This is a genomic window from Streptomyces sp. MMBL 11-1 (assembly GCF_028622875.1).
Lineage (GTDB): Bacteria > Actinomycetota > Actinomycetes > Streptomycetales > Streptomycetaceae > Streptomyces.
In genome coordinates this window covers 1,876,162-1,901,821 of sequence record NZ_CP117709.1, presented here as the reverse complement: position 1 = coordinate 1,901,821, position 25,660 = coordinate 1,876,162, and the positions used below count along the sequence as shown (strand labels likewise).

Below are 25,660 nucleotides of genomic sequence, written 5' to 3'. Positions count from 1 at the left end.
GGAAATCCCGGGTCGCGATACTGAAGTGTCCCCCTACCCCGGGCGGTGGTGCACGGACCGTCTGAACTGCAAGGATGTGGCAATGGACAAGCAGCAGGAATTCGTCCTCAGGACCCTTGAGGAGCGCGACATCCGCTTCGTGCGGCTGTGGTTCACCGACGTCCTCGGGTTCCTCAAGTCCGTCGCCGTGGCTCCGGCCGAGCTGGAACAGGCCTTCGACGAGGGCATCGGCTTCGACGGCTCGGCGATCGAGGGCTTCGCCCGCGTGTACGAATCAGACATGATCGCCAAGCCGGACCCGGGCACCTTCCAGATCCTGCCCTGGCGCGCGGAGGCCCCCGGCACCGCGCGGATGTTCTGCGACATCCTGATGCCGGACGGCTCCCCGTCCTTCGCGGACCCGCGCTACGTCCTCAAGCGCATCCTCGCGAAGACGTCCGACCTCGGCTTCACCTTCTACACCCACCCCGAGATCGAGTTCTTCCTGCTGAAGAACAAGCCGGTCGACGGCACCCGCCCGACGCCGGCGGACAGCTCGGGCTACTTCGACCACACACCGCAGAACGTCGGCATGGACTTCCGCCGCCAGGCGATCACCATGCTCGAATCGATGGGCATCTCGGTCGAGTTCAGCCACCACGAGGGCGCCCCCGGCCAGCAGGAGATCGACCTGCGGTACGCGGACGCGCTCTCCACCGCGGACAACATCATGACGTTCCGTCTGGTGATGAAGCAGGTGGCGCTGGAACAGGGCGTGCAGGCCACGTTCATGCCGAAGCCGTTCTCGGAGTACCCCGGTTCGGGCATGCACACCCACCTCTCCCTCTTCGAGGGCGACCGCAACGCCTTCTACGAGTCGGGCGCGGAGTACCAGCTCTCCAAGGTGGGCCGCTCCTTCATCGCGGGCCTGCTGACGCACGCGGCGGAGATCTCGGCCGTCACCAACCAGTGGGTCAACTCCTACAAGCGCATCTGGGGCGGCTCCTCCCGCGCGGCCGGCGCGGGCGGCGAGGCCCCCTCGTACATCTGCTGGGGCCACAACAACCGCTCCGCCCTCATCCGCGTCCCGATGTACAAGCCCGGCAAGACCGGCTCGGCCCGCGTCGAGGTCCGCTCCATCGACTCCGGCGCCAACCCGTACCTCACCTACGCGGTCCTGCTCGCCGCGGGCCTCAAGGGCATCGAGGAGGGCTACGAACTCCCGGCCGGCGCCGATGACGACGTCTGGGCCCTCTCCGACGCGGAGCGCCGCGCGATGGGCATCGAGCCGCTCCCGCAGAACCTGGGCGAGGCGATCTCGCTGATGGAGAAGAGCGAACTGGTCGCCGAGACGCTGGGCGAGCACGTCTTCGACTTCTTCCTGCGCAATAAGAAGCAGGAGTGGGAGGAGTACCGCAGCGAGGTCACGGCCTTCGAGCTGAAGAACCTGCTGCCGGTGCTGTAGCCGCGGGCCGGTGGCTCGGAGCACGCACGACGGGCGGGTCGCCCGGTCCCACCGAAGCGGCCCGCCCGTGGCCATGGGCAACCCTGGGCCCTCCAGGGGCCGTCAGGCCCCACGGGCGGCGGGCCCGACTGCGCCTTGCCTCGCGGTCTCCCGGTGCTCGGGCCACCCCGGTGGACCCTGCTCCGGCGCGCTCAGCTGTGAGCGGGCAGGTGGAGGGCAAAGCGGCGGATGGCATCGGTGAAGGCATCCGGGTCGTCGAAGTTCGCGAGATGCCTCGCCCGGGGGATCAACTCGATGCGGGCCTGCGGATGCGCGCGGACGAAGTCCATCTCGTCGGACCGGAAGACGGTGTCCTTCTCGCCGTTCAGGATGAGCACCGGAGCCGCCACATGACGCATCGCATGGGCGTCGAAGCGGCCCAGCACCTCGCCCCAGGCGGCCGGCAGAGCGTGGAACGCGTAACCGGAGCTGATGGTGGCATCCACCACTTCGGGGGGATAGAGCCGACGTAGCAACCTGTCGTTCCAGCGGGTCAACCGGTCCGCGGGTATACGGGGGACGAGCCCGACCGCCCACCGGTACGGCGTTGCCCACGGACCACGCGTCGAGGCGCTGGCCCCCGCGAGAACCAACCCCCGCAGCCGCTCCGGGCAGTGGCGTGCGAACTCCAGCGAGGCGTATCCGCCGAGCGAGTGCCCGACGACCAGCGCCGGCCCGTGGTCGAGCGAGTCCACCGCGGAGGCGATGATCTCCGTCGCCGCGTTCAGGCTCCAGGGCTGGGCGGAGCGCGCACCGTGGCCCGGTAGGTCAACGGCGGCCACCCGAAAGTCCTTTTGGAGCGCGGCGAGCTGGTGGCTCCATTGCCCCGCGCTGAACCGCGTCCCGTGTACGAAGACGATGGGCGGTGCATCCGCAGCCGTCATGAATCCCCCCGGATCCGTGCTCTCTTCGGGCTGACTCTACGTGCGGGCGGCACGTTGGCGTCATCCCGTCGGAGGGCGGAACGAGGGCAGGACCGTGAGACCGATGACGACGGGAGAGGCCCGTTCAGTAGCGGTGGCCCGGCCAGTGCGGGTCCTCCCAGCGGGCCGGGCCGGTGAGGCCGATCAGGCGTACGCGGTGCAGCAGTGCCGCGGATCCCTTCCGGAGGCGCAGCCGCCTCGGCACGTGGTGGACCAGCCAGGCGGCCAGCTCGCCGCGCATGCCGCTCTCGTCCTCGTAGTCCCACGCGTCCCAGGGAAGTTGGTCGCCCAGGAGGCCGTACTCCCACTCGGCGGCCGCTTGGGCCAGGTGACGGTCGGACATCTCGTGGTCCAGGGCCTCCCAGACGGTGAGCCACGGGCCGAGCGTGGCGGAGGCCTCGGCGCACAGGGCCAGGATCTCGTGTACGGGCACGGCGGGGGCCGGGTCCACGAGGCTCCGGGCCCACCAGGCGTGCAGGAACTCCCACACCGCCGCGTCCTGGCCCGCGGGCCATTGCCGCCAGTGCCCGCGGGCGAACGAGCGGCCGACCTCGTACATACCGAACATGGGCTCCACGCGGCCACCCACCAGCGCCCGGGCGAACTGGGGCAGGATCCGGCGCAACACCGCTCCGTGGTCGGCCCAGTCGGGGGCGTCCCAGGTCCGCCGGAGGAGGTCGGGGGAGAGGTCGACGTCCGGGGTCTTCAGCAGCGCCAACTCCTCCGGGCTGCCCCAGTGGCAGTCGCACTGGGCCTCGTCGGCGCGCGCGGTCATGCCGCGGAAGGTGTCGTCCAGGCTCTCCAGGGCGCGGTCGAGCCGGAGCCGGGCGGAGGTGGGGGGACTCATCGTGATCGGCACAGCCTCATCAGGGACTCCAGCAGGACCCCGCCTGCCGAAGATCGCCACCTTACGCAGTGAGGCCGGCCGTGTCGCCGGAGTTGTCACGAGCGGTCCGCGACCTGGCCCCACCCGTACGCCCGTACGCGACGGGCAAGGGCCGGGCCGTGACCGGACGTGCTACACCGGCGGCGTACCCGGCGGTGACGGCGCGGGGGGCGGGTTGGGCAGCGGAGGGCCCGGGTCCGGTGGGGTCTTCGGGGGGCCGCTGCCGTGCTTGCCGTCGTTCAGGACCTTTCGGCGTGTCAGGCCGTAGATGCCGAACGGTGGGAAGAGGTCGACGCGGCGCGGGTAGTCGCCCTCCGCGCACTCCTCGCAGAGCAGGTCGCGGCCGGCGGGGGTGTGGCGGACGGCGGTGACCGGGGCGTTCCAGCAGGCCTCGCAGTCAAGGACGTCCGTCGTGGAGAGGGCGATCGTCATCCGGGCCTCCCGGGTGGTGCCGGTAACGCCTGGTGGGTTCCGCGCATCAGGTGCCTCCGTCTCTGATCGGTGGGTGGTGATCCGGCCCGGCTGCCCTCCTGCCGGGGCACGGGCGGCCGGGCCGGGGGGTCAGGCGGTTCGTCCGGCCGTATGCCGTCGGCCGGCGGCGGTCGCGCCCTGCTCCCGCCGGCGCCGCGCACCGCGTCTCATCGGCGGGTCTCCCGCCAGACGCGGACGAGCTTCGTGGCGCTGGGGCAGATCACGCCGGCCCGGCACGCGGTGCAGGTCATGGTGTGGCCGAGCAGGGCGCGGTACGCCGTGTCCGGGGATTCGGTCGTGGTCACGTTCGCCTCTCTGCTGATCTCGGCCCACACGTATTCGGCGGTGCGGTTGAGCGTGTGGCCGAAGCGGTCCGCCGTGGCCAGGGCGGCCAGGACGGCCGAATGCGCGGTCGCGCTCAACTCGGAGGGGAGATCGGCCTCGACGCGGAAGGTGTCCAGGCCGGTGGTGATGCGCGGCTCGGTGCCGGTGGCGGCGGCGAGCATGCCGGTCAGCGCCGCGACCCGCGCTTGTGCAGAGCGCACACTTCTCCCCTGATGAACCGAATGTCACTCCATGTAATGCTGAGTATTCAGCTTCAACCTGATGGGTTAGCTTTGTCAACAGCGACGCCCATATCGACGCCGAACACACGGAGCTGCTCAAATGCCACGTGATACGCCGTACTTGCAGGTGGCGGATGCTCTGCGGGCTCGTGTCCGGGCCGGTGAATGGGCAGTGGGGGACAAGCTGCCGTCCCGGGCCCGCTTCGCCGAGGAGTACGGCGTCGGTCAGTCGGTGGCGCAGCGGGCCATGGAGCGCCTGATCATCGAGGGCATCCTCGAAGGCCGCGCCGGCTCCGGCACGTACGTCCGGCGGGCCCGCGAGCGCCGCCGCATGGTCCGCTCGCGCCACCGCGAGCAGCGCGGCAAGAGTCCCTTCGCCTCGGACATGAGTGAGCTCGACCACGAGGCCGACTGGGAGTGCACCAGCACGGCACGGGTCCCCGCGCCGGAGGACATCGCCGAACGGCTGGCGATCGAGCCCGGTGACCTCTGCGTCGTGACCGACTACGAGTTCCTCGCCGACGGCCTGCCCGTGCAGCTCTCCAAGAGCTGGGAGCCGATGGCCATCACCGACGGGACGCCGATCCTGCTTCCGGAGATGGGTCCGCACGGCAAGATCGGTGTGGTGGAGCGGATGCGGTCCATCGGCGTGAACATCGTCACCGGCATCGAGCTTCCCCGCCCGGCCCGCGCGACGCGGGAGCAGGCGAATCTGCTCGGGATCTCCGTCGGTGACCTGGTCATCGAGGTGGAGCGCACGTACTTCGACCCCGAGGGGCGCCCCGTGGAGACGGCCGACATCATCGTGCCGGACATCCGCTGGGAGATCGCCTACGAGATCCGCGTGGACCAGCCCGACGCGTGACCCCTGGCCCCTGGCCTCTGACGCGTGGCCCCTGACCGAGCGGTCCGTTCCCGCGCCCCGCAAGGGCGCGGAGCGGGCTGTTGTACTGTTACGACCCCCGTACGCCACGGGACCGACGAGATCGACCGAGGAGGTGAGCCCCATTACCGCTGGATCAGGCTGGGTGCTCACCCCGCGCGATCGCGTCGTACGACCGGCAGCAGCCGACCGGACGGCATAAGCCCATCGCGGAGCGCCCATCGGTTTTCCCGAAAGGCTTCGCTCGCATGCCGGTTCACCCCTTCAGTGCCCCCTCCCTCTCCTCCGGTGCCCTCTCCTCCACCGTCGTCGCCCTCCGCCGCGCCGGCTGCGTCTTCGCCGAGGAGGAGGCCCGTCTCCTCCACGAGGCCGCCGCGTCCGTCGGCGAACTGTCCCTTCTCGTCGAGCGCCGCGCCGCCGGACTGCCGCTCGAACACGTCCTGGGCTGGGCGGACTTCCACGGCCGCCGCTTCGCTGTGGACGCGGGCGTCTTCGTGCCCCGCCGCCGTACGGAGTTCCTGGTCGCGCAGGCCGCGGCCCTCGCACCCCGCCGGGCCGTCGTGGTCGACCTCTGCTGCGGTTCCGGCGCGCTCGGCGTCGCCCTGGCTTCCGCGTCGGACGCGGCCGAGCTGCACGCATGCGACGTCGAACCCGCCGCCGTGCGCTGCGCCCGGCGCAACGTCGGCGGCCTGGGGCACGTCTACGAGGGTGATCTGTTCGCCCCGCTGCCCGCCGCTCTGCGCGGACGGGTCGACGTGCTGCTCGCCAACGTCCCCTATGTCCCCACCGGTGACGTCGAACTGCTCCCCGCCGAAGCCCGCGTCCATGAACCGCGCGTCGCCCTGGACGGGGGCGGCGACGGGCTCGACGTCATGCGCCGGGTCGCCGCCGAGGCGCCCCAGTGGCTCGCGCCCGGCGGCAGCCTGCTCGTCGAGGCGAGCGAACGGCAGCGGGACACGGCGGTCGAGGTCCTGCGCGCCGCCGGACTGAGCACCCGGGTCCTGGTCTCCGAGGAGTGGTACGCCACCGTCCTCGTCGGAACGGTCCAGGTCGCGGCAGTCGGGGCGGCCCCCCTCCCGGCTGCTGAACAGCCAGGGACTCCTCCGGGGGCGGACCCCGCCGCCGCCCCGAATCCGGACTAGGCTCGAAGGGCCCCGGGGCGGCGACGGAGCCGTACCGGGGCCACGCACGGGGACACGGTTCGGTTCGGCTGGCGGGAGAGCACGGAATGACGACGGCGCCGGGGCGCAGGAGCAGTACGTTCACCAGGCTGCTGCGGCACGGATTCACCGACCCGTCCGCCGCGGACCAGCTCCTCAACCTGGACGCGCTGGCGTCCGTACGGTCCGACCCCGTCCTCCTGGAGGCGCTCGGGGCCACCGCCGACCCGGATCTGGCCCTGCGCGGCCTGGTCCGGATCGCCGAGGCCGGGACGGAGAGCGAGCGGCAGGTGCTGCTCGACACCCTCATCACCGCCAAACCGCTGCGCGACCGGCTCCTCGGGGTCCTCGGCGCCTCGGAGGCGCTCGGGGACCACCTGGCCCGGCACCCGCGCGACTGGCAGGCGCTCGTCACGTACGAGGCGGTCGATCTGAACCCCGGGGTCGCCGAGTTCGAGCGCGGGCTCGCCGACGCCGTCGACCCGGACTCGCTGCGGGTCGCCTACCGCAGGTGTCTGCTCACCCTCGCCGCCCGGGACGTCTGCGGGACCACCGACCTCGCGCAGACCGCCGCCGAACTGGCCGACCTGGCCACCGCCACCCTGCGCGCCGCTCTCGCCATCGCCCGTACGGCCGCGCCCGAGGACGCGGACCGGTGCCGGCTGGCCGTCGTCGCGATGGGCAAGTGCGGCGGGCGGGAGTTGAACTACGTCTCCGACGTCGACGTGATCTTCGTCGGGGAGGCGCGCGACGGGGTCGACGAGACCAGGGCCATGCAGGCCGCCACCCGGCTGGCCGCTCACATGATGAGGATCTGCTCCGAGACGACCATCGAGGGAACCATCTGGGAGGTCGACGCCAACCTCCGCCCCGAGGGCCGCAACGGGCCGCTGGTGCGCACCCTCAGCTCCCACCTCGCCTACTACCAGCGCTGGGCCAAGACCTGGGAGTTCCAGGCCCTGCTCAAGGCCCGCGCGGTGGCCGGCGACCCGGAGCTGGGCGCGGAATACGTCGAGGCGGTCTCGCCGCTCGTCTGGGGGGCCGCCGACCGGGAGAACTTCGTCCCCGACGTGCAGAAGATGCGCCGCCGTGTCGTCGACAACATCCCCGCCGACCGGATCGAGCGGGAGCTGAAGCTCGGGCCCGGCGGACTGCGGGACGTCGAGTTCGCGGTGCAGCTCCTGCAGTTGGTGCACGGACGCAGCGACGCCTCCCTGCACAGCGGCTCCACCCTGGAGGCCCTGCGGGCGCTCGCCGAGGGCGGGTACGTGGGGCGCGCGGACGCCGCCCAGCTCGACGAGGCGTACCGCTTCCTGCGCTCCATGGAGCACCGCATCCAGCTCTACCGGCTGCGCCGCACCCATCTGGTCCCCGAGGACGAGGCGGACCTGCGGCGGCTCGGCCGGTCGCTCGGGATGCGCACCGACCCGGTGGCGGAGCTGAACAAGGCCTGGAAACGGCACGCCTCCGTCGTGCGGCGGCTGCACGAGAAGATCTTCTACCGGCCGCTGCTGGACGCCGTCGCCCAGCTGGCCCCCGCCGAGTCCCGGCTCAGCGCGAAGGCCGCCGCGATCCGCCTGGAGGCCCTCGGGTACGCCGACCCGGCCGCCGCCCTGCGGCACCTGGAGGCCCTCTCCTCCGGGGTGTCCCGCAAGGCCGCCATCCAGCGCACCCTGCTGCCGGTGCTGCTCGGCTGGTTCGCGGACTCCGCCGACCCGGACGCCGGGCTCCTCGGCTTCCGCAAGGTGTCCGACGCGCTCGGCAAGACCCCGTGGTACCTGCGGCTCCTGCGCGACGAGGGCGCCGCCGCGGAGAACCTCGCCCGGGTCCTCTCCGCCGGCCGCCTCGCCCCGGACCTGCTGATGCGCGCCCCGGAGGCGGTGGCGATCCTCGGCGCCCCGGAGGGGCTCACGCCCCGTACCCGGGCCCACCTGGAGCAGGAGGTGCTGGCCGCGGTGGGGCGGGCCGGGGACGCGGAGTCGGCCGTCGCGGTGGTGCGCGGGGTGCGCCGCCGCGAGCTGTTCCGCACGACGGCCGCCGACCTCATCGACTCGTACGGCACCGAGGACAACCCCGCCGAGCAGGATCACGGGGCCCTCGTGGACCGTGTCGGCTCGGCCGTCAGCGACCTCAACGCCGTCACCATCGCGGGCGCGCTGCGGGCCGCCGTCCGCGCGCAGTGGGGCGACACCCTGCCGACCCGGTTCGCCGTCATCGGCATGGGCCGCTTCGGCGGGCACGAGCTGAGTTACGGCTCCGACGCCGACGTCCTCTTCGTCCACCGGCCGCGCGAGGGTGTGAGCGACGAGGAGGCGGCCCGGGCCGCCAACACGGTCATCGGGGAGATGCGGCGGCTGCTCCAGCTGCCGACCGCCGACCCGCCGCTGCTGATCGACGCCGACCTGCGCCCGGAGGGCAAGAGCGGGCCGCTGGTCCGCACACTGAAGTCGTACGAGGCCTACTACCGGCGCTGGTCGCTGGCCTGGGAAAGCCAGGCTTTGCTGCGTGCCGAGCCGGTGGCGGGCGACGAGGAGCTGGGGCGCGACTTCATCGAGCTGGTCGATCCGCTGCGGTATCCGATGGAAGGGCTCGGCGAGGACGCCGTACGGGAGATCCGCCGGCTCAAGGCGCGGATGGAGTCCGAGCGGATGCCGCGCGGCGCGGACCCCACGCTCCACACGAAGCTGGGGCGGGGCGGGCTGAGCGACGTCGAGTGGACAGTTCAGCTGATGCAGATGCAGCACGGCTGGGCGGAGCCGGGGCTGCGCACGACGCGTACGCGTGAGGCCCTGGCCGCCGCGTGTGCGGCGGAGCTGATTCCGGCGGAGGACGCGCAGACGCTGGACGAGGCGTGGGTTCTGGCGACGCGGGTCCGTAACGCGGTGATGCTGGTCCGGGGGCGGCCCGGGGACACCTTCCCGTCCGACCCGCGGGAGATGGCGGCGGTCGGGCGGTACCTGGGGTACGAGCCGGGGCATGTCGGGGACATGTTGGACGACTACCGGCGGATCACGCGGCGGGCGCGGGCGGTGGTGGAGGAGCGGTTCTACGGGGCGGCGTCCTGAGCGGGCGTGCTCCCGGGGCCTGCCCCGGGGCCCCTCGGGGCTCCGCCCCGGACCCCGCTCCTCAAACGCCGGAGGGGCTGGATTCCGGCTCCGGCTTCGGCTCCGGCTTCGGCTCCGAAGCCGGGCGTGGCAGCCGGGCGGTGCGCAGGCCGGTCAGCCGTCCCCGCCGGTCCGGCACCCACTTCGGCAGCCGGTGCGGAAGCGAGCCGTACCAGACGCGCGAGACCGCGTAGCCGAACGCGAGGCAGGCCATGCCGCCCACAGCGTCCAGCCAGAAGTGGTTGGCGGTGGCCACGATGACGACCAGGGTGAGCGTCGGGTAGAGCAGGCCCAGGATGCGGGCCCAGGGCGCCGAGGCCAGGGCGAAGATCGTCAGGCCGCACCAGAGCGACCAGCCGATGTGCATCGACGGCATCGCCGCGTACTGGTTCGACATGTTCTTGAAGTCGCCCGACGCCATCGAGCCCCACGTCTCGTGCAGGAGCACGGTGTCGATGAAGTTCGCGCCGTTCATCAGACGGGGTGGCGCCAGCGGGTAGAGGTAGTAGCCGAGCAGAGCCACGGCCGTCGTCGCGAAGAGCACCAGCCGGGTCGCCGCGTAACGGCCCGGGTGGCGGCGGAACAGCCAGACGAGGACGCCGATGGTCACGACGAAATGCAGCGTCGCGTAGTAGTAGTTCATCGACACGATCAGCCATGTCACGGAATTGACCGCGTGGTTGACCGTTTCCTCGAAGGCCAGACCCAGGGACTTCTCCGCCGACCAGATCCAGTCCGCGTTGCGGAGCGCCTGGGCCTTCTGCTCCGGGACGGCGTTGCGCACGAGCGAATACAGCCAGTAACTGACCGCGATGAGCAGGATCTCGAACCAGATGCGCGGACGGCGGGGCGCCCGCAGGGAGCGGAGCCGGGCCGGCAGGCCGGTCTTCCCGGAAGCCGGGGGAACGGTGGACGCGGGGGTGGATCCGGGGTCCGCCTGGGCCGCGATGGGTGAAGGATCGGCCGTCGACCGGCCTCCGTGTGCTGTCACCTGTGTTTCACCCATAGGCAGAGAGTCTTCCATAGAGATTCCCCTGCCCCCGATCATCCTACGGTCGGGTTCCGGTCGCACATCGTGCGCCTCAAGGACGAGGGGCCGACCCTGAGCCGCCTGCGGGACCCGACGCCGTCGAGCCGCGAACCACCAGCTCAGGCATGAAGACGAACTCGCTGTGCGGTGCCGGGGTTCCGCCGATCTCCTCCAGGAGCGTGCGGACGGCGGCCTGGCCCATCGCCGTCACCGGCTGCCGGACCGTCGTCAGCGGCGGGTCCGTGAACGCTATGAGCGGCGAGTCGTCGTAGCCCACGACCGACAGGTCGCGCGGCACGTCCTTCGACAGCCGGCGGGCTGCCCGGATCGCCCCGAGCGCCATCATGTCGCTCGCGCACACGACCGCCGTGCAGCCGCGCTCCATCAGGGCGGAGGCGGCGGCCTGGCCGCCCTCCAAGGTGTACAGAGAGTGCTGGATCAACTCCTCCACCTCGTCCGGGGCGAGGCCCAGCTGCTCCCGCATCGTCGCGTGGAAGCCCTCGATCTTGCGGAGCACCGGCACGAAGCGCTTGGGGCCCACGGCGAGGCCGATGCGGGTGTGCCCCAGCGCCACCAGGTGGGTCACCGCGAGGCGCACCGCCGCCCGGTCGTCCGGCGAGATGAACGGCGCCTGCACCTTGGCGGAGAAACCGTTCACCAGGACGAAGGGGACGCCCTGGCCGCGCAGTTGCTCGTAGCGCTGCGTGTCCGCCGAGGTGTCCGCGTGGAGCCCGGAGACGAAGATGATGCCCGAGACGCCCCGGTCCACCAGCATTTCGGTCAGTTCGTCCTCGGTGGAGCCGCCGGGCGTCTGGGTCGCCAGCACCGGGGTGTAGCCCTGCCGGGTCAGCGCCTGGCCGATGACCTGCGCCAGCGCCGGGAAGATCGGGTTCTCCAGCTCCGGGGTGATCAGGCCGACCAGTCCCGCGCTGCGCCTGCGCAGCCGCACCGGGCGTTCGTACCCCAGGACGTCGAGCGCCGCGAGGACGGATTCGCGGGTGGTCGCCGCGACTCCGGGCTTGCCGTTCAGGACCCGGCTGACCGTTGCTTCGCTGACCCCCGCCTGAGTTGCGATATCGGCAAGCCGTGCGGTCATGGGATGGGACTGTACCGGGCCCGTGTCGGATTGCCCACTGTGTGCGGGGTGGTGCGGAGGAGGGGGCCGGAGCGCTTTCCGGCAACGCCTTGCAAGGACTTGCGGCCCCGGGACGCGGGCTGCGGTCGGATCGTCACACTGCGGGCAGACCGTGTCCCGCCTGCTCCTGTCAGCGACGAAGGGCTGGAGTCAAGGGGCTTGACGGCAACCTTGAGGACACGCGAATGTAACGATCACCAGGGCTTGCAGAAATCTTCCGCAAGGTCTTTCGGTCGTCTTTCATCCTTGTTACGTTCACGTCGACCCGGCGCCGCGACGGAGCGGTACGGCAGTTGAAGGAGTTCAGATGCGACGTGGCATAACGGCCACCGCCCTGGTCGCGGCCCTGGCGCTCGCGGCGACCGCCTGCGGCAGCGACGACGAGTCCGGCGGCGGCAAGAGCTCGGGCGAGCTCTCCGGCACGGTGACCTGGTGGGACACCTCCAGCGTCGGCAGTGAGGACAAGGTCTTCAAGAAGCTGGCCGAGGGCTTCGAGAAGAAGCACCCGAAGGTCGACGTCAAGTACGTCAACGTGCCCTTCGGCGACGCGCAGAACAAGTTCAAGAACGCCGCCCAGGCCGGCGACGGCGCCCCCGACGTGATCCGCTCCGAGGTCGCCTGGACGCCGGACTTCGCCAACCTGGGCTACCTGGCCCCGCTGGACGGCACCCCCGCCCTGAAGAACCAGGACGACTTCCTCAAGCAGGCCGTCGCGTCCACGAAGTACGAGGACAAGACGTACGCCGTCCCGCAGGTCATCGACTCCATGGGCGTCTTCTACAACAAGAAGCTGTTCAAGGAGGCCGGCGTCGAGGCGCCCGCCTCCCTGGACGACCTCAAGACCGTGGCCGAGAAGATCAAGGACAAGACCGGCAAGACCGGCCTCTACCTCCGCGGCGACGACCCCTACTACTTCCTCTCCTTCCTCTACGGCGAGGGCGGCGACATGGTCGACGCCTCCTCCAAGAGCGTCACCATCGACAAGCCCGAGGGCGTCAAGGCGTTCGAGGCGGTCAAGGCCCTGGTCGACGACGGCACCGCGAAGACGGATGCCTCGGACGGCTGGGAGAACATGATGCAGTCGTTCAAGAACGGCGACGTCGCGATGATGATCAACGGCCCCTGGGCCGTCGCCGACACCCTGACCGGCAAGGAGTTCACGGACAAGGACAACCTGGGCGTCGCCCCGGTCCCGGCCGGCTCCGCCGCCCAGGGCGCCCCGCAGGGCGGCCACAACCTCGCCGTCTACGCCGGCTCCAAGAACCTCGACGCCTCCTACGCGTTCGTCGAGTACATGACCTCCGTGGACAGCCAGGCCACCGCTGCCGGCGAGCTGAACCTGCTGCCCACCCGCACCTCCGCGTACGCCAAGCAGGAGGCCGTGGACAGCGAGATCGTCGGCTTCTTCAAGCCGGTCGTCGAGACCGCCGTCGAGCGCCCCTGGATCCCCGAGGGCGGCAGCCTCTTCGAGCCGCTGCGCATCGAGTACACCAAGGTCCTCACCGGCCAGACCACGCCGGAGAAGGCCGCCAAGGCCACCGGCGACTCCTACCGCAAGCTCCTCAAGGGCTGGAAGTAACAGGAAGGTTGGCCGACTGATGGCTGTCCACACCAGCCAGTCGGTGGTGAAGGCCGCGGGCGGAGACCTCGCCCGCGGCCGGAGCCGCGGTACTGGCACCCCACCACCGAAGCCCGGCCGTCTGAGGCGGGCCCTGTCGGTCCACTGGTACGCCTGGGCCATGGTCGCCCCGGTCGTCATCGTGATCGGCGTGATCATCGGCTATCCGCTGGTCCGTGGCATCTACCTCTCGATGACCGACGCGGACGAGCGCAACGTCGCCCGCTCCATCGGAGTCAACGAGATCCCCGCCACCTACGAGTTCATCGGCGCGGACAACTACATCGACGCGCTGACCGGCTCGCAGTTCCTCGGCACGCTCGGCTGGACGCTGGTGTGGACCGTCTCCTGCGTGAGTGTCACGTTCGTCCTCGGCATGGCCCTGGCGAACATGCTCAACCGCCGCATCGCCGGACGCTCCGCCTACCGCATGGCCCTCATCCTGCCCTGGGCCATCCCCGGCTTCGTCTCCGTCTTCGCCTGGCGCTTCCTCTACAACGAGGAGCGCGGTCTGCTCAACAAGATCCTCGGTGGCGCCGGCATCGACGCCGTCCCGTGGCTCAACGACCCGACCTGGGCCAAGTTCGCGGTCATCGCCGTCAACGTCTGGCTCGGCATCCCGTTCATGATGGTCGCCCTCCTCGGCGGACTCCAGTCCATCCCCTCCGAGCAGTACGAGGCGGCCGAGATGGACGGCGCCACCGCCTGGCAGCGCTTCCGCCACATCACGCTGCCCGGACTGCGCCCGGTCTCCACCACGGTGGTCCTGCTCTCCACCATCTGGACCTTCAACATGTTCCCGGTGATCTTCCTGCTGACCCGCGGCGGACCCGGCGAGGCCACCCAGATCCTCGTGACCCAGGCGTACAAGTTCTCCTTCGAGATCAGCCCGCGCGACTACGCGCAGTCCTCCACCTGGGGCGTGCTGATCCTCGTACTCCTGATGCTCTTCGCCGTCGTCTACCGGCGAGTCCTGCGCTCCCAGGGAGACAACTGGTGACCACCGCGACCGACACCCCCGCCCGGCACGGCGCCCCCAAGGTCCGGCTGCGCGGCGAACGCTCCCCGCTCGCCTCCGTCGCCCTGCACCTCACCCTGATCATCGCCTCGGTGATCGCGGTCTTCCCGGTGCTGTGGGTCCTGCTGACCTCGCTCAAGCCCGCCAAGTTCGCGACCACCACGGACTTCTTCCGCGAGACGACGTTCGTCAACTACACGAACCTGATCCGCGACACGGAGTTCCTCAACTGGTTCGCCAACTCCGTGATCATCTCCGCGCTCTCCACCGTGATCGGCGTCTTCGTCGCCGCCACCACCGGATACGCGGTGAGCCGCTTCCGCTTCCCCGGCAAGCGCGGGCTGATGTGGACGCTGCTGATCACCCAGATGTTCCCGGTCGCCGTCCTCATCGTGCCGATCTACAACATCATGTCGAGCCTCGGGCTGCTCAACCAGCCCACCGGACTCGTCATCACCTACCTCACCATCTCGGTGCCGTTCTGCGCCTGGATGATGAAGGGCTTCTTCGACACCATCCCGCGCGAGATCGACGAGTCGGGCGAGGTCGACGGCCTCACCCCGTTCGGCACCTTCTTCCGGCTCATCCTGCCGCTGGCCAAGCCGGGCCTCGCGGTCACCGCGTTCTACTCCTTCATCACCGCCTGGGGCGAAGTGGCGTACGCCTCCGCCTTCCTGGTCGGCGACGAGAACCTCACGCTGGCCGGCGGACTCCAGAAGTTCGTCAACCAGTACGGAGCCCAGTGGGGCCCCATGACGGCGGCCTCCGTGCTCATCGCCATCCCGGCCGCCCTGGTGTTCCTCTTCGCCCAGAAGCACCTGGTCACCGGCATGTCCGCCGGAGCGGTCAAGGGCTGAGAGACCCCTGGCCACCCGCACCAGCACCCGCACCACCGCACCCGTCACGGCGGCGCCGGAAACCCGGACCCGGTCCCCGGCGCCGCTCCCCACCCAGACACCCCAGGGACGACATGACCCAGCACCTCGCTGCCCCCTCCACCGGCACGTCCGACGACGCCCCGGGCCACCGCACCGGCTGGTGGCAGGACGCGGTGATCTACCAGGTCTATCCGCGGAGCTTCGCCGACGGCAACGGCGACGGCATGGGCGACCTCGCCGGCGTCACCGCCCGCCTGCCCCACCTGAAGGACCTGGGCGTCGACGCGGTCTGGCTCAGCCCCTTCTACGCCTCCCCGCAGGCGGACGCGGGCTACGACGTCGCCGACTACCGGGCCATCGACCCGATGTTCGGCAACCTGCTGGACGCCGACGCGCTGATCCGCGAGGCGCACGGCCTGGGGCTGCGCGTCATCGTCGACCTGGTCCCCAACCACTCCTCCGACCAGCACGAGTGGTTCAAGCGCGCCCTGGCCGAGGGCCCCGGCTCCGCCCTGCGTGAGCGCTACCACTTCCGCCCCGGAAAGGGTGCGAACGGCGAACTCCCGCCCAACGACTGGGAGTCCATCTTCGGCGGCCCCGCCTGGACCCGTACGGCGAACCCGGACGGCACCCCCGGCGACTGGTACCTCCACCTCTTCGCCCCCGAGCAGCCCGACTTCAACTGGGAGCACCCGGCCGTCGCCGACGAGTTCCGCTCCATCCTGCGCTTCTGGCTCGACATGGGCGTCGACGGCTTCCGGGTCGACGTCGCCCACGGCCTCGTCAAGGCCGAGGGACTGCCCGACCTCGGCTCCCACGACCAGCTCAAGCTGCTCGGCAACGACGTCATGCCGTTCTTCGACCAGGACGGCGTGCACGCGATCTACCGCAGCTGGCGCACCATCCTCGACGAGTACCCGGGCGAGAGGATCGCCGTCGCCGAGGCCTGGACCCCGACCGTCGAGCGCACCGCCAACTACGTGCGCCCCGACGAGATGCACCAGGCGTTCAACTTCCAGTACCTGGCCACCGCCTGGGACGCCGCCGAGCTGCGCAAGGTCATCGACACCTCGCTCGCCGCGATGCGCCCGGTCGGCGCGCCCACCACCTGGGTGCTCTCCAACCACGACGTCACCCGGCACGCCACCCGCTTCGCCAACCCGCCGGGCCTCGGTACCCAGATCCGCACCCCCGGCGACCGCGAGCTGGGCCTGCGCCGGGCCCGCGCCGCCTCCCTGCTGATGCTCGCCCTGCCCGGCTCCGCCTACGTCTACCAGGGCGAGGAGCTCGGCCTGCCCGACGTCACCGACCTGCCCGACGAGGCCCGCCAGGACCCCTCGTTCTTCCGCGCCGACGGCCAGGACGGGTTCCGCGACGGCTGCCGCGTCCCGATCCCGTGGACCCGCGAGGGCAGTTCGTACGGCTTCGGCGACGGCGGCAGCTGGCTCCCGCAGCCCGCCGGCTGGGGCGAGCTGTCCGTCGAGGCGCAGACCGGCGTGGAGGGCTCCACCCTGGAGCTGTACCGGGCCGCGATCGCCGCCCGCCGGGAACACCCGGGCCTCGGCGCCGGCACGGACGTCGAGTGGCTGGACGGCCCCGAGGGCGTCCTCGTCTTCTCCCGCCCCGGCTTCGTCTGCACCGTCAACACCACCGGGACCCCCGTCCGCATCGCCGCCCGCGGCCGGGTGCTGCTCGCCAGCTCCCCGGTCACCGTGGACGGCGCCGAGGCCGAGCTGCCCGCCGACACCACGGTGTGGTGGACGGTGTGACACTGCCCGCGCCCAGGGCCGCGGCGGCGCCCCGCCTCTCCGACATCGCCGGACAGGCGGCGGTCAGCGAGGCGACGGTCAGCCGGGTCCTGAACGGGAAACAGGGCGTCGCGGACACCACGCGTCAGCGGGTGCTCGCGGCGCTCGACATCCTGGGCTACGAGCGGCCCGTACGGCTGCGGCAGCGCAGCGCCGGACTGATCGGCCTGGTGACGCCCGAACTCACCAACCCGATCTTCCCGGCGTTCGCGCAGTCCGTCGAACAGGTGCTGGCCGGGCACGGCTACACCCCCGTGCTCTGCACCCAGCTGCCGGGCGGTGCGACGGAGGACGAGCTCGTCGAGCAGCTCGTCGAGCGTGGCGTCGGCGGCATCGTCTTCCTCTCCGGGCTGCACGCGGACACCTCCGCCGACCCGGGCCGGTACGCCGCGCTCACCGAGCGCGGCGTGCCGTTCGTCCTGATCAACGGCTACAACGAGCGCATCAGTGCCCCGTTCGTCTCGCCCGACGACAACGCCGCCGTACGGATGGCCCTGGGGCACCTCGCGGACCTCGGCCACCGCCGGATCGGCCTGGCCATCGGCCCGCAGCGCTACGTCCCCTCCCGCCGCAAGCGCGACGGGTTCGTGGAGGCGGCCGTCTCGCTGCTCGGCATGGACCGGTCCGAGGCCGAACTGCTCGTCTGCTCCACTCTGTTCAGCGTCGAGGGCGGCCAGGTGGCGGCTGGCGCCCTGCTGGACGCGGGCTGCACCGGCATCGTCTGCGGCAGCGACCTGATGGCCCTCGGCGTGGTGCGCGCCGCCCGGGGGAGGGGCCTGGAGGTGCCCCGGGACGTCTCGGTCGTCGGCTTCGACGACTCGCAGCTCATCGCGTTCACCGACCCGCCCCTGACCACGGTGCGCCAGCCCGTGCAGGCGATGGCGGCGGCCGCCGTGGGCGCGCTGCTGGAGGAGATCGGGGGCAGCCCGGTGCAGCGCACCGAGTACGTCTTCCAGCCGGAGCTGGTCGTACGGGGCTCCACGGCGGCGGTACGCGCGTAGGACCCGGGAGGGACACGTACAGGAGAGGCACCAGGAGTCGGCCCAGGAAGGGCCGGCGGGGAGTTGTGGCGACTCCGGGTGCCTCTCTTGCCGTGACCGGCCCGGCCGGCCGGGCGCGTGGGGTCCGACGACGCGCAGCGGTGCCGGATCCCCCGGCCGACCGGACCGGAGTCGGGATGAAACGTAACAGGCCCGCAATATCTTGCGAAAGGCCTTGCAACGAGAAATCGCGACGGGGCCAGGAAGAAAACTCCGCTGTTACGCGGATGTGAGCGGGGGATGTCCAAAGGGTTGACCGGCGACGGGAGGGCTCGTACGGTCTGCTCCGCGGCAAGGTTTGCATTCTTGCAGCAAGAACCTTCAAGGGCCTTGAGGGCACGGCGCGTTGCCGACCGAGGCTGCACCGTCATCCCCGCTTCCCCCACCCGCAGGAGGAAAGACATGGCACGCAGGCCCCTGTCTGCCGCGCTCGCCCTGGCGGCCGGCGCCGCCGCCCTCGTCGTCCCCACCGGATTCGGCGCCACGGGCACCGCACAGGCCGCCGCTCCGGGCGACAAGGACGTCACCGCCGTGATGTTCGAGTGGAAGTTCGCCTCCATAGCCAAGGCCTGTACGGACACCCTCGGTCCGGCGGGCTACGGCTACGTCCAGGTCTCGCCGCCCCAGGAGCACATCCAGGGCGGCCAGTGGTGGACGTCCTACCAGCCCGTCAGCTACCGCATCGCCGGCCGGCTCGGTGACCGGGCCGCCTTCTCCGCCATGGTGAACACGTGTCACTCGGCCGGGGTCAAGGTCATCGCCGACTCCGTCATCAACCACATGTCGGCGGGCAGCGGCACCGGCACCGGAGGCTCCGCGTACACCAAGTACGACTACCCGGGCCTCTACTCCGGCGCCGACATGGACAACTGCCGGACCGAGATCGGCAACAACTACAACGACCGCGGCAACGTCCAGAACTGCGAACTGGTCGGCCTGGCCGACCTGGACACCGGCGAGGAGTACGTACGCGGCAGGATCGCCGGCTATCTCAACGACCTGCTCTCGCTCGGCGTCGACGGCTTCCGGATCGACGCCGCCAAGCACATGCCCGCCGGCGACCTCGCCAACATCAAGTCCCGGCTGGCCGACCCGAACGTCTACTGGAAGCACGAGGCGATCTTCGGGGCCGGCGAGGCCGTCTCGCCCTCCGAGTACCTGGGCAGCGGAGACGTCCAGGAGTTCCGGTACGGGCGGAGCCTCAAGCAGGTCTTCCTCAACGAGAACCTCGCCCACCTGAAGAACTTCGGCGAGGGCTGGGGCTTCATGGAGTCCGGCAAGTCGGCCGTCTTCGTCGACAACCACGACACCGAGCGCGGCGGCGACACCCTCAGCTACAGATACGGCTCCGCCTACACCCTGGCCAGCGTGTTCATGCTGGCCTACCCCTACGGCTCCCCGGACGTCCACTCCGGCTACGAGTTCAGCGACCACGACGCCGGACCGCCGAACGGCGGCCAGGTGAACGCCTGCTACAGCGACGGCTGGAAGTGCCAGCACGCCTGGCGCGAGATCTCCTCCATGGTCGGCTTCCGCAACACCGCACGCGGCCAGGCAGTCACCAACTGGTGGGACAACGGCGGCGACCAGATCGCCTTCGGCCGGGGGAACAAGGCGTACGTCGCCATCAACCACGAGGGCTCCGCACTGAACCGGACCTTCCAGAGCTCGCTGCCCGCCGGCGACTACTGCGACGTCCAGTCGGGCAAGGGGGTGAGCGTCAACGGCTCCGGCCAGTTCACCGCCACCGTCCCGGCCGGCACCGCCGTCGCCCTGCACACCGGCGCCCGGACGTGCGGAGGAGGCGGTACGAACCCCGACCCGGACCCCGGCAACGGGACCACCGGCGCCTCCTTCGGCGTCAACGCCACCACCCGGCCCGGCCAGAACATCCACGTCACCGGTGACCAGGCCGCCCTCGGCAACTGGAACCCGGCGAGCGCCCCGAAGCTCGACCCGGCGGCGTACCCCGTCTGGAAGCTGGACGTGAACCTGCCCGCCGGGACCACGTTCGCCTACAAGTACGTGCGCAAGGACGCCGCCGGCAACGTCACCTGGGAGAGCGGCGCCAACCGCACCGCCACCGTTCCGGCCTCCGGCAAGGTCACGCTGACCGCCGACGTCTGGCGCGGCTGACCCGTACCCCTCGCAGCGGGCCGGTGGCATCGCCACCGGCCCGCCTCCGCACCCGATCAAGCCCCGAGGAGCACCATCCGTGTCCCGAACCATCCTCGGACGATGGACGGTGGCCGCCCTGTGCGCGGCGCTGCTGCCCGTCGTCCCGGCGGCCACCGCCGCCGCGTCGCCCCGGCCGCCGGCCCCGCCGTCGGACGCGAAGCTCGCCCGTGAGGCGGACCGGCACGACCTCACGCGCGAGCAGTTCTACTTCGTCCTGCCCGACCGGTTCGCCAACGGCGACGCCTCCAACGACCGGGGCGGGCTGACCGGTTCACGGCTGGAGCACGGCTACGACCCCACCGACAAGGGGTTCTACCAGGGCGGCGACCTCAAGGGCCTGACCCGGAAGCTCGACTACATCAAGGGCCTCGGCACCACCGCCATCTGGATGGCGCCGATCTTCAAGAACCGGCCCGTGCAGGGCACCGGCAAGGACGCGTCGGCGGGCTACCACGGCTACTGGATCACCGACTTCACCCAGGTCGACCCGCACTTCGGCACCAACGCCGACCTGGAGCGGCTGATCGACAAGGCCCACGCCAAGGGCATGAAGGTCTTCTTCGACGTCATCACCAACCACACCGCCGACACCGTCGACTACGCGGAGAAGACCTACGGCTACCAGCCCAAGGGCGCCTACCCCTACCTCGACGAGGACGGCCGCCCCTTCGACGACCGCGACGGCGTCGGAGAGGTCGACGAGGACTCCTTCCCGTACACCCCGGTGCAGACGCCCGGCACCGGCGAGAAGGTCCCCTCCTGGCTCAACGACCCGACGATGTACCACAACCGGGGCGACTCGACGTGGGCCGGCGAGTCCAACGAGTACGGCGACTTCTCCGGCCTCGACGACCTGTGGACCGAGCGTCCCGAGGTCGTGAAGGGCATGGAGAGGATCTACGAGAAGTGGGTCCGCGACTTCGACATCGACGGCTTCCGCATCGACACCGTCAAACACGTCGACCTGGACTTCTGGACCCAGTGGGCCACCGCGCTGGACGCGTACGCCGCGAAGCGCGGCCGGGACGACTTCTTCATGTTCGGCGAGGTCTACTCCGCCGACACCGAGGTGACCTCCCCGTACGTGACCCGGGGCCGCCTGGACTCCACCCTGGACTTCCCGTTCCAGGACGCCGCCCGGCAGTTCGCCTCCCAGGGCGCGCCCGCCGGCCGGCTCGCCTCCGTGTACGGGAACGACTACCGCTACACCACCGACAAGGCCAACGCCTACGAGCAGGTCACCTTCCTCGGCAACCACGACATGGGCCGTATCGGGACCTTCCTGAAGCAGGACAACCCGAAGGCCGACGACGCCGAACTGCTGAAGCGGGCCCGGCTCGCCAACGAGCTGATGTTCCTCGGCCGGGGCAACCCGGTGGTCTACTACGGCGACGAGCAGGGCTTCACCGGAGCCGGCGGCGACAAGGACTCCCGTCAGACGCTCTTCGCCTCGGAGACCGCCGACTACCTCGACGACGACCAGCTCGGCACCGACCGGACGCACGCCTCGGACGCGTACGACACCAAGCACCCGGTCTACCGCTCCATCGCCGCCCTCTCCGAGCTCACCAAGGCCCACCCGGCGCTGCGCGACGGCACCCAGACCGAGCGGTTCGCGGAAGGCTCGGTGTACGCCACCTCGCGCATCGACACCCGGCGCCCGTACGAATACCTCGTCGCCTCCAACAACGGCACGAGCCCGCGCCAGGTCCAGCTCACCACCGAGTCGGCCGGCATGGACTTCCGTACGCTGTACGGCGGTTCCGGCGCGGTCCGCAGCGGCAAGGACAAACGGGTCACCGTCACCGTGCCCGCCCTCTCCAGCATCGTGCTGAAGGCCGACCGGCCGGTCTCCTCCCCGGCCGCCGAGCCGGCCATCGCGCTGAAGGCCCCGGCCGCCGGCGCCACCGGCACCGTCGAGATCACCGCCGACGTGGACGGCGGACAGCTCAACCGGGTCGTCTTCGCCGCCCAGGTGGGCAACGGGAAGTGGAAGACGCTCGGTTCGGCCGACCACGCCCCGTACAAGGTCACCCAGTACCTCGACGAGACGGTCGAGGCGGGAACCCCGCTGCGCTACAAGGCCGTTGTCGTCGACCGGGTGGGCCGCACCTCCGGTGCTCACGCCTCGACCACCGCCGGAGCGACCCCGCCGAAGCCGAAGCCCGTCGCCGTCGAGCGCGACCGGGCGGTCGTCCACTACCAGCGCCCCGACGGCGACTACGAGGGATGGCAGCTCAAGTCCGGCGAGAAGACGGCCGAGTTCATCGGGCGGGACGCCTTCGGCGCGTTCGCCTGGATCGACCTGGAGGAGGGCGCCGACTCCGTCCCGTACACCGTCGAGAAGAACGGCACGGCCGACGGCCCGCGGCGGACGATCGACCTCGGCGTGACCGGACAGGTCTGGATCGAGCAGGGCAAGGACGGGCAGCGGGCCGAAGCCCCCGGGGCCCCGCCGCAGGACACCGGCAAGGCGGTTCTCAACTACCACCGCCCGGACGGGGACTACGACGGCTGGGGGCTGCACACCTGGGCCGGGGCCAAGGAGCCCACCGACTGGTCCAAGCCGCTGATGCCGGTGAGGAAGGACGCCTACGGGGTCACCTTCGAGGTGCCGCTCGTCGACGGGGCCACCACCCTCAGCTACATCCTGCACAAGGGCGACGAGAAGGACCTGCCCAGCGACCAGTCCCTGGACCTCGCCACCTACGGCCACGAGGTCTGGATTCTCGGCGGCAAGCCCGGCTACCTGCTCCCGCAGACGGGCGGCGGCGCGGCCCCCGACCTGTCGAAGGCCGAGGCGCAGTGGATCGACAAGGACACCGTCGTCTGGAAGGTGAAGGCCACCGACGCCACCAGTCAGCAGCTCGTGTACGCGCCCGAGGGCGGCATCTCCGTCGTCGACGGGGCGCTCTCCGACGAGGGCCGGTGGCTGCGGCTCACGCGGTCCGCGCTGAGTGACGCGCAGAAGGCGAAGCACCCGCACCTCAAGGACTACCCGGCGTTCACGGTGGACGCCCGCGACCGGGACCGGGTCCGCGCCTCCCTGCGCGGCCAGCTCATCGCCACCCAGCGCGCCGCCAACGGCGCCCTGCTCGCCGCCACCGGCGTACAGACCGCCGGCATCCTGGACGACCTCTACGGAAAGAAGGCGGCCTCCGCCGAACTCGGCCCGGTCTTCCGCAAGTCGAGGCCCACGCTCTCCGTGTGGGCCCCCACCGCCCGGACGGTCTCGCTCGAACTCGACGGCCGTACGCACCCGATGAAGCGCGACGACCGCACCGGCGTCTGGTCGGTCACCGGCAAGAAGAGCTGGCGGGGCAAGCCCTACCGGTACGCGGTGACCGTCTGGGCCCCCACCGTCCAGAAGATGGTGACCAACAAGGTCACCGACCCCTACTCCACGGCCCTGACCGCCGACTCCGCCCGCAGCCTCGTCGTCGACCTCACCGACCCGAAGCTCGCCCCGCGCGGCTGGTCCGGTCTGAGGAAGCCCGCCGCCACCCCGCTGCGGGACGCCCAGATCCAGGAACTGCACGTCCGCGACTTCTCCGTCACGGACCGCACGGCGGCCCACCCGGGTGAGTACCTGGCCTTCACGGACTCCCGGTCCACGGGCATGCGGCACCTGAAGAAGCTCGCCGACTCCGGCACCAGCTACGTCCACCTGCTGCCCGTCTTCGACATCGGGACCATTCCGGAGAAGAAGAAGGACCAGCAGCAGCCCGCCTGCGATCTCCACGTCTACGCCCCCGACTCCGAGGAGCAGCAGGCCTGCGTCAGCAAGGCCGCCGCCAAGGACGGCTTCAACTGGGGCTACGACCCGCTGCACTACACCGTCCCCGAGGGCTCCTACGCCTCCGACCCGGACGGCACCCGGCGCACGGTCGAGTTCCGGCAGATGGTGCAGGGCCTCAACCGGGCCGGACTGCGCACCGTCATGGACGTCGTCTACAACCACACCGTCGCCTCCGGGCAGGACGACAAGTCGGTCCTCGACAGGATCGTCCCCGGCTACTACCAGCGGCTCCTGGAGGACGGCAGCGTCGCCACCTCCACCTGCTGCGCCAACACCGCGCCCGAGAACACCATGATGGGCAAGCTCGTCGTCGACTCGGTCGTCACCTGGGCGAAGGAGTACAAGGTCGACGGCTTCCGCTTCGACCTGATGGGCCACCACCCCAAGGAGAACATCCTCGCCGTCCGCGAGGCGCTGGACGGGCTGACGCTCGCGAAGGACGGCGTCGACGGCAAGAAGATCATCCTGTACGGGGAGGGCTGGAACTTCGGCGAGATCGCGGACGACGCCCGCTTCGTCCAGGCCACCCAGAAGAACATGGCCGGCACCGGCATCGCCACCTTCTCCGACCGGGCCCGCGACGCCGTGCGCGGCGGCGGCCCCTTCGACGAGGACCCCGGCGTCCAGGGCTTCGCCAGCGGCCTCTACACCGACCCCAACGCCTCCCCGGCCAACGGCACCCGCGCCGAGCAGAAGGCCCGGCTGCTGCACTACCAGGACCTGATCAAGGTCGGCCTGACCGGCAACCTCGCCGACTACACCTTCACCGACACCTCCGGCCGCACGGTCAAGGGCTCCGAGGTCGACTACAACGGGGCGCCCGCCGGATACGCGGCCGCACCCGGCGACGCCCTCGCCTACTCCGACGCCCACGACAACGAGACCCTCTTCGACGCCCTCGCCTTCAAGCTCCCGGCCGACACCACGGCAGCCGGACGGGCCAGGGCCCAGGTGGTGGCCATGGCCGCCTCCGTCCTCTCCCAGGGGCCCTCGCTCTCCCAGGCGGGCACCGACCTGCTGCGCTCCAAGTCCCTGGACCGCAACTCCTACGACAGCGGCGACTGGTTCAACGCCCTGCACTGGGACTGCCGCGACGGCAACGGCTTCGGCCGGGGCCTGCCGCCCGCCGCCGACAACCAGGACAAGTGGGCGTACGCGAAGCCGCTCCTGGCCGCCACCGGCACCATCGCGCCGGACTGCGCGCAGATCGACGGCGCCTCGGCCGCCTACCGCGACCTGCTCACCATCCGCAGTACCGAGAAGGAGTTCTCCCTGCGGACCGCCGGCCAGGTGCAGTCCGCCCTGTCCTTCCCGCTCTCCGGCACGGCCGAGACCCCCGGCGTGATCACCATGCGCCTCGGCGAGCTGGTCGTCGTCCTCAACGCCGCGCCGACCACCGCCGACCAGCGGCTCGCCGCCCCGGCGGGGAGGACGTACGCACTGCACCCCGTCCAGGCCAAGGGCGCGGACCCTACCGTCAAACGAGCCAGGTACGACGGGAAATCGGCCACTTTCACCGTCCCGGGACGCACGGTGGCCGTCTTCGCGCTGCGCTGACCTCGGGCGGCACTACGGTGACGGCAGACGTCGGCAATGGAGCCGCGACAGCCGTCCTGGTTCACCGGGCCGGTCCCACTCTCCCCGGCAGGGAGAGTGGGACCGGCCCGGTGCGTGCGGCGG

At 71.0% G+C, this 25,660-nt stretch carries 17 protein-coding genes; 11 read left to right on the top strand and 6 right to left on the bottom strand.

The annotated features are described in order from the left end of the window. The first annotated feature begins 82 nt into the window (after positions 1 to 82). Positions 83 to 1,444, top strand: coding sequence for a type I glutamate--ammonia ligase (gene glnA / locus PSQ21_RS08095; RefSeq protein ID WP_003969536.1), 1,362 nt, complete (start codon positions 83 to 85; stop codon positions 1,442 to 1,444). Positions 1,445 to 1,635: 191 nt separating this feature from the next. Here glnA and PSQ21_RS08090 read toward each other — a convergent pair whose 3' ends face one another. The 4 genes from PSQ21_RS08090 to PSQ21_RS08075 form a co-directional block, all read right to left on the bottom strand. Beyond that, complete coding sequence (locus PSQ21_RS08090; RefSeq protein WP_274029741.1) at positions 1,636 to 2,367, bottom strand: alpha/beta fold hydrolase; 732 nt, start codon at positions 2,365 to 2,367, stop codon at positions 1,636 to 1,638. Between the two features lie 124 nt (positions 2,368 to 2,491). Continuing rightward, positions 2,492 to 3,253: a hypothetical protein gene (locus tag PSQ21_RS08085; RefSeq protein WP_274029740.1), complete on the bottom strand. Its 762-nt coding sequence runs from the start codon at positions 3,251 to 3,253 to the stop codon at positions 2,492 to 2,494. A gap of 171 nt (positions 3,254 to 3,424) precedes the next feature. Further along, a complete protein-coding gene (locus tag PSQ21_RS08080) occupies positions 3,425 to 3,724 on the bottom strand; it encodes a hypothetical protein (protein ID WP_274029739.1) in 300 nt (99 codons plus the stop codon). A 206-nt stretch (positions 3,725 to 3,930) separates the two neighbouring features. Beyond that, positions 3,931 to 4,269, bottom strand: a complete 339-nt coding sequence (locus tag PSQ21_RS08075) for a hypothetical protein (protein ID WP_337961695.1) — start codon at positions 4,267 to 4,269, stop codon at positions 3,931 to 3,933. A gap of 160 nt (positions 4,270 to 4,429) precedes the next feature. On the opposite strand from PSQ21_RS08075, the gene PSQ21_RS08070 reads away from it, so the two are divergent. From PSQ21_RS08070 to PSQ21_RS08060, 3 genes are all read left to right on the top strand, one after another. Further along, entirely contained in the window at positions 4,430 to 5,194 is a 765-nt protein-coding gene (locus PSQ21_RS08070) for a GntR family transcriptional regulator (protein ID WP_274029737.1), read from the top strand. 266 nt (positions 5,195 to 5,460) lie between these two features. Next, a complete protein-coding gene (locus tag PSQ21_RS08065) occupies positions 5,461 to 6,354 on the top strand; it encodes a putative protein N(5)-glutamine methyltransferase (protein ID WP_274029736.1) in 894 nt (297 codons plus the stop codon). An 86-nt stretch (positions 6,355 to 6,440) separates the two neighbouring features. Next, positions 6,441 to 9,437, top strand: coding sequence for a bifunctional [glutamine synthetase] adenylyltransferase/[glutamine synthetase]-adenylyl-L-tyrosine phosphorylase (locus PSQ21_RS08060; RefSeq protein ID WP_274029735.1), 2,997 nt, complete (start codon positions 6,441 to 6,443; stop codon positions 9,435 to 9,437). A gap of 61 nt (positions 9,438 to 9,498) precedes the next feature. On the opposite strand, the gene PSQ21_RS08055 is transcribed toward PSQ21_RS08060, so the two are convergent. Next, positions 9,499 to 10,482 (bottom strand): phosphatase PAP2 family protein, encoded by a 984-nt coding sequence (locus PSQ21_RS08055; protein ID WP_274029734.1) that lies wholly within the window; start codon positions 10,480 to 10,482, stop codon positions 9,499 to 9,501. A gap of 76 nt (positions 10,483 to 10,558) precedes the next feature. Further along, positions 10,559 to 11,602, bottom strand: coding sequence for a LacI family DNA-binding transcriptional regulator (locus tag PSQ21_RS08050; RefSeq protein WP_274029733.1), 1,044 nt, complete (start codon positions 11,600 to 11,602; stop codon positions 10,559 to 10,561). A gap of 346 nt (positions 11,603 to 11,948) precedes the next feature. Between PSQ21_RS08050 and PSQ21_RS08045 the strand changes: the two genes are divergently transcribed. From PSQ21_RS08045 to pulA, 7 genes are all read left to right on the top strand, one after another. Then, on the top strand, positions 11,949 to 13,220 hold the full coding sequence (locus tag PSQ21_RS08045; protein WP_274029732.1) for an extracellular solute-binding protein: 1,272 nt from the start codon (positions 11,949 to 11,951) through the stop codon (positions 13,218 to 13,220). 19 nt (positions 13,221 to 13,239) lie between these two features. Then, positions 13,240 to 14,259, top strand: a complete 1,020-nt coding sequence (locus tag PSQ21_RS08040) for a carbohydrate ABC transporter permease (RefSeq protein ID WP_274029731.1) — start codon at positions 13,240 to 13,242, stop codon at positions 14,257 to 14,259. Further along, positions 14,256 to 15,134 carry a sugar ABC transporter permease gene (locus PSQ21_RS08035; protein WP_274029730.1) on the top strand — a complete coding sequence of 293 codons (879 nt, stop codon included), beginning with the start codon at positions 14,256 to 14,258 and terminating at the stop codon, positions 15,132 to 15,134. The genes PSQ21_RS08040 and PSQ21_RS08035 overlap by 4 nt, the downstream gene beginning before the upstream one ends. Positions 15,135 to 15,247: 113 nt before the next feature. After that, positions 15,248 to 16,924 (top strand): glycoside hydrolase family 13 protein, encoded by a 1,677-nt coding sequence (locus PSQ21_RS08030; RefSeq protein WP_274029729.1) that lies wholly within the window; start codon positions 15,248 to 15,250, stop codon positions 16,922 to 16,924. After that, complete coding sequence (locus PSQ21_RS08025; protein WP_274029728.1) at positions 16,909 to 17,964, top strand: LacI family DNA-binding transcriptional regulator; 1,056 nt, start codon at positions 16,909 to 16,911, stop codon at positions 17,962 to 17,964. The genes PSQ21_RS08030 and PSQ21_RS08025 overlap by 16 nt, the downstream gene beginning before the upstream one ends. A gap of 441 nt (positions 17,965 to 18,405) precedes the next feature. Continuing rightward, positions 18,406 to 20,139, top strand: a complete 1,734-nt coding sequence (locus PSQ21_RS08020; RefSeq protein ID WP_274029727.1) for a carbohydrate-binding module family 20 domain-containing protein — start codon at positions 18,406 to 18,408, stop codon at positions 20,137 to 20,139. Between the two features lie 79 nt (positions 20,140 to 20,218). Continuing rightward, the gene (pulA, locus tag PSQ21_RS08015; protein WP_274029726.1) at positions 20,219 to 25,537 is read left to right on the top strand and encodes a pullulanase-type alpha-1,6-glucosidase; all 5,319 of its coding nucleotides are present in this window, start codon (positions 20,219 to 20,221) and stop codon (positions 25,535 to 25,537) included. The last annotated feature ends 123 nt before the right edge of the window (positions 25,538 to 25,660 follow it).

Excerpts from the sequence above, each read along its gene's own strand:
- PSQ21_RS08070 (WP_274029737.1), top strand. The coding sequence starts at position 4,430 with ATGCCACGTGATACGCCGTACTTGCAGGTGGCGGATGCTCTGCGGGCT.
- glnA (WP_003969536.1), top strand. The coding sequence starts at position 83 with ATGGACAAGCAGCAGGAATTCGTCCTCAGGACCCTTGAGGAGCGCGAC.
- PSQ21_RS08065 (WP_274029736.1), top strand. The coding sequence starts at position 5,461 with ATGCCGGTTCACCCCTTCAGTGCCCCCTCCCTCTCCTCCGGTGCCCTC.
- PSQ21_RS08020 (WP_274029727.1), top strand. The coding sequence starts at position 18,406 with ATGGCACGCAGGCCCCTGTCTGCCGCGCTCGCCCTGGCGGCCGGCGCC.
- PSQ21_RS08075 (WP_337961695.1), bottom strand. The coding sequence starts at position 4,269 with ATGCTCGCCGCCGCCACCGGCACCGAGCCGCGCATCACCACCGGCCTG.
- PSQ21_RS08080 (WP_274029739.1), bottom strand. The coding sequence starts at position 3,724 with ATGACGATCGCCCTCTCCACGACGGACGTCCTTGACTGCGAGGCCTGC.
- PSQ21_RS08055 (WP_274029734.1), bottom strand. The coding sequence starts at position 10,482 with ATGGGTGAAACACAGGTGACAGCACACGGAGGCCGGTCGACGGCCGAT.
- PSQ21_RS08040 (WP_274029731.1), top strand. The coding sequence starts at position 13,240 with ATGGCTGTCCACACCAGCCAGTCGGTGGTGAAGGCCGCGGGCGGAGAC.
- PSQ21_RS08085 (WP_274029740.1), bottom strand. The coding sequence starts at position 3,253 with ATGAGTCCCCCCACCTCCGCCCGGCTCCGGCTCGACCGCGCCCTGGAG.
- PSQ21_RS08050 (WP_274029733.1), bottom strand. The coding sequence starts at position 11,602 with ATGACCGCACGGCTTGCCGATATCGCAACTCAGGCGGGGGTCAGCGAA.
- PSQ21_RS08060 (WP_274029735.1), top strand. The coding sequence starts at position 6,441 with ATGACGACGGCGCCGGGGCGCAGGAGCAGTACGTTCACCAGGCTGCTG.
- PSQ21_RS08030 (WP_274029729.1), top strand. The coding sequence starts at position 15,248 with ATGACCCAGCACCTCGCTGCCCCCTCCACCGGCACGTCCGACGACGCC.
- PSQ21_RS08090 (WP_274029741.1), bottom strand. The coding sequence starts at position 2,367 with ATGACGGCTGCGGATGCACCGCCCATCGTCTTCGTACACGGGACGCGG.
- PSQ21_RS08045 (WP_274029732.1), top strand. The coding sequence starts at position 11,949 with ATGCGACGTGGCATAACGGCCACCGCCCTGGTCGCGGCCCTGGCGCTC.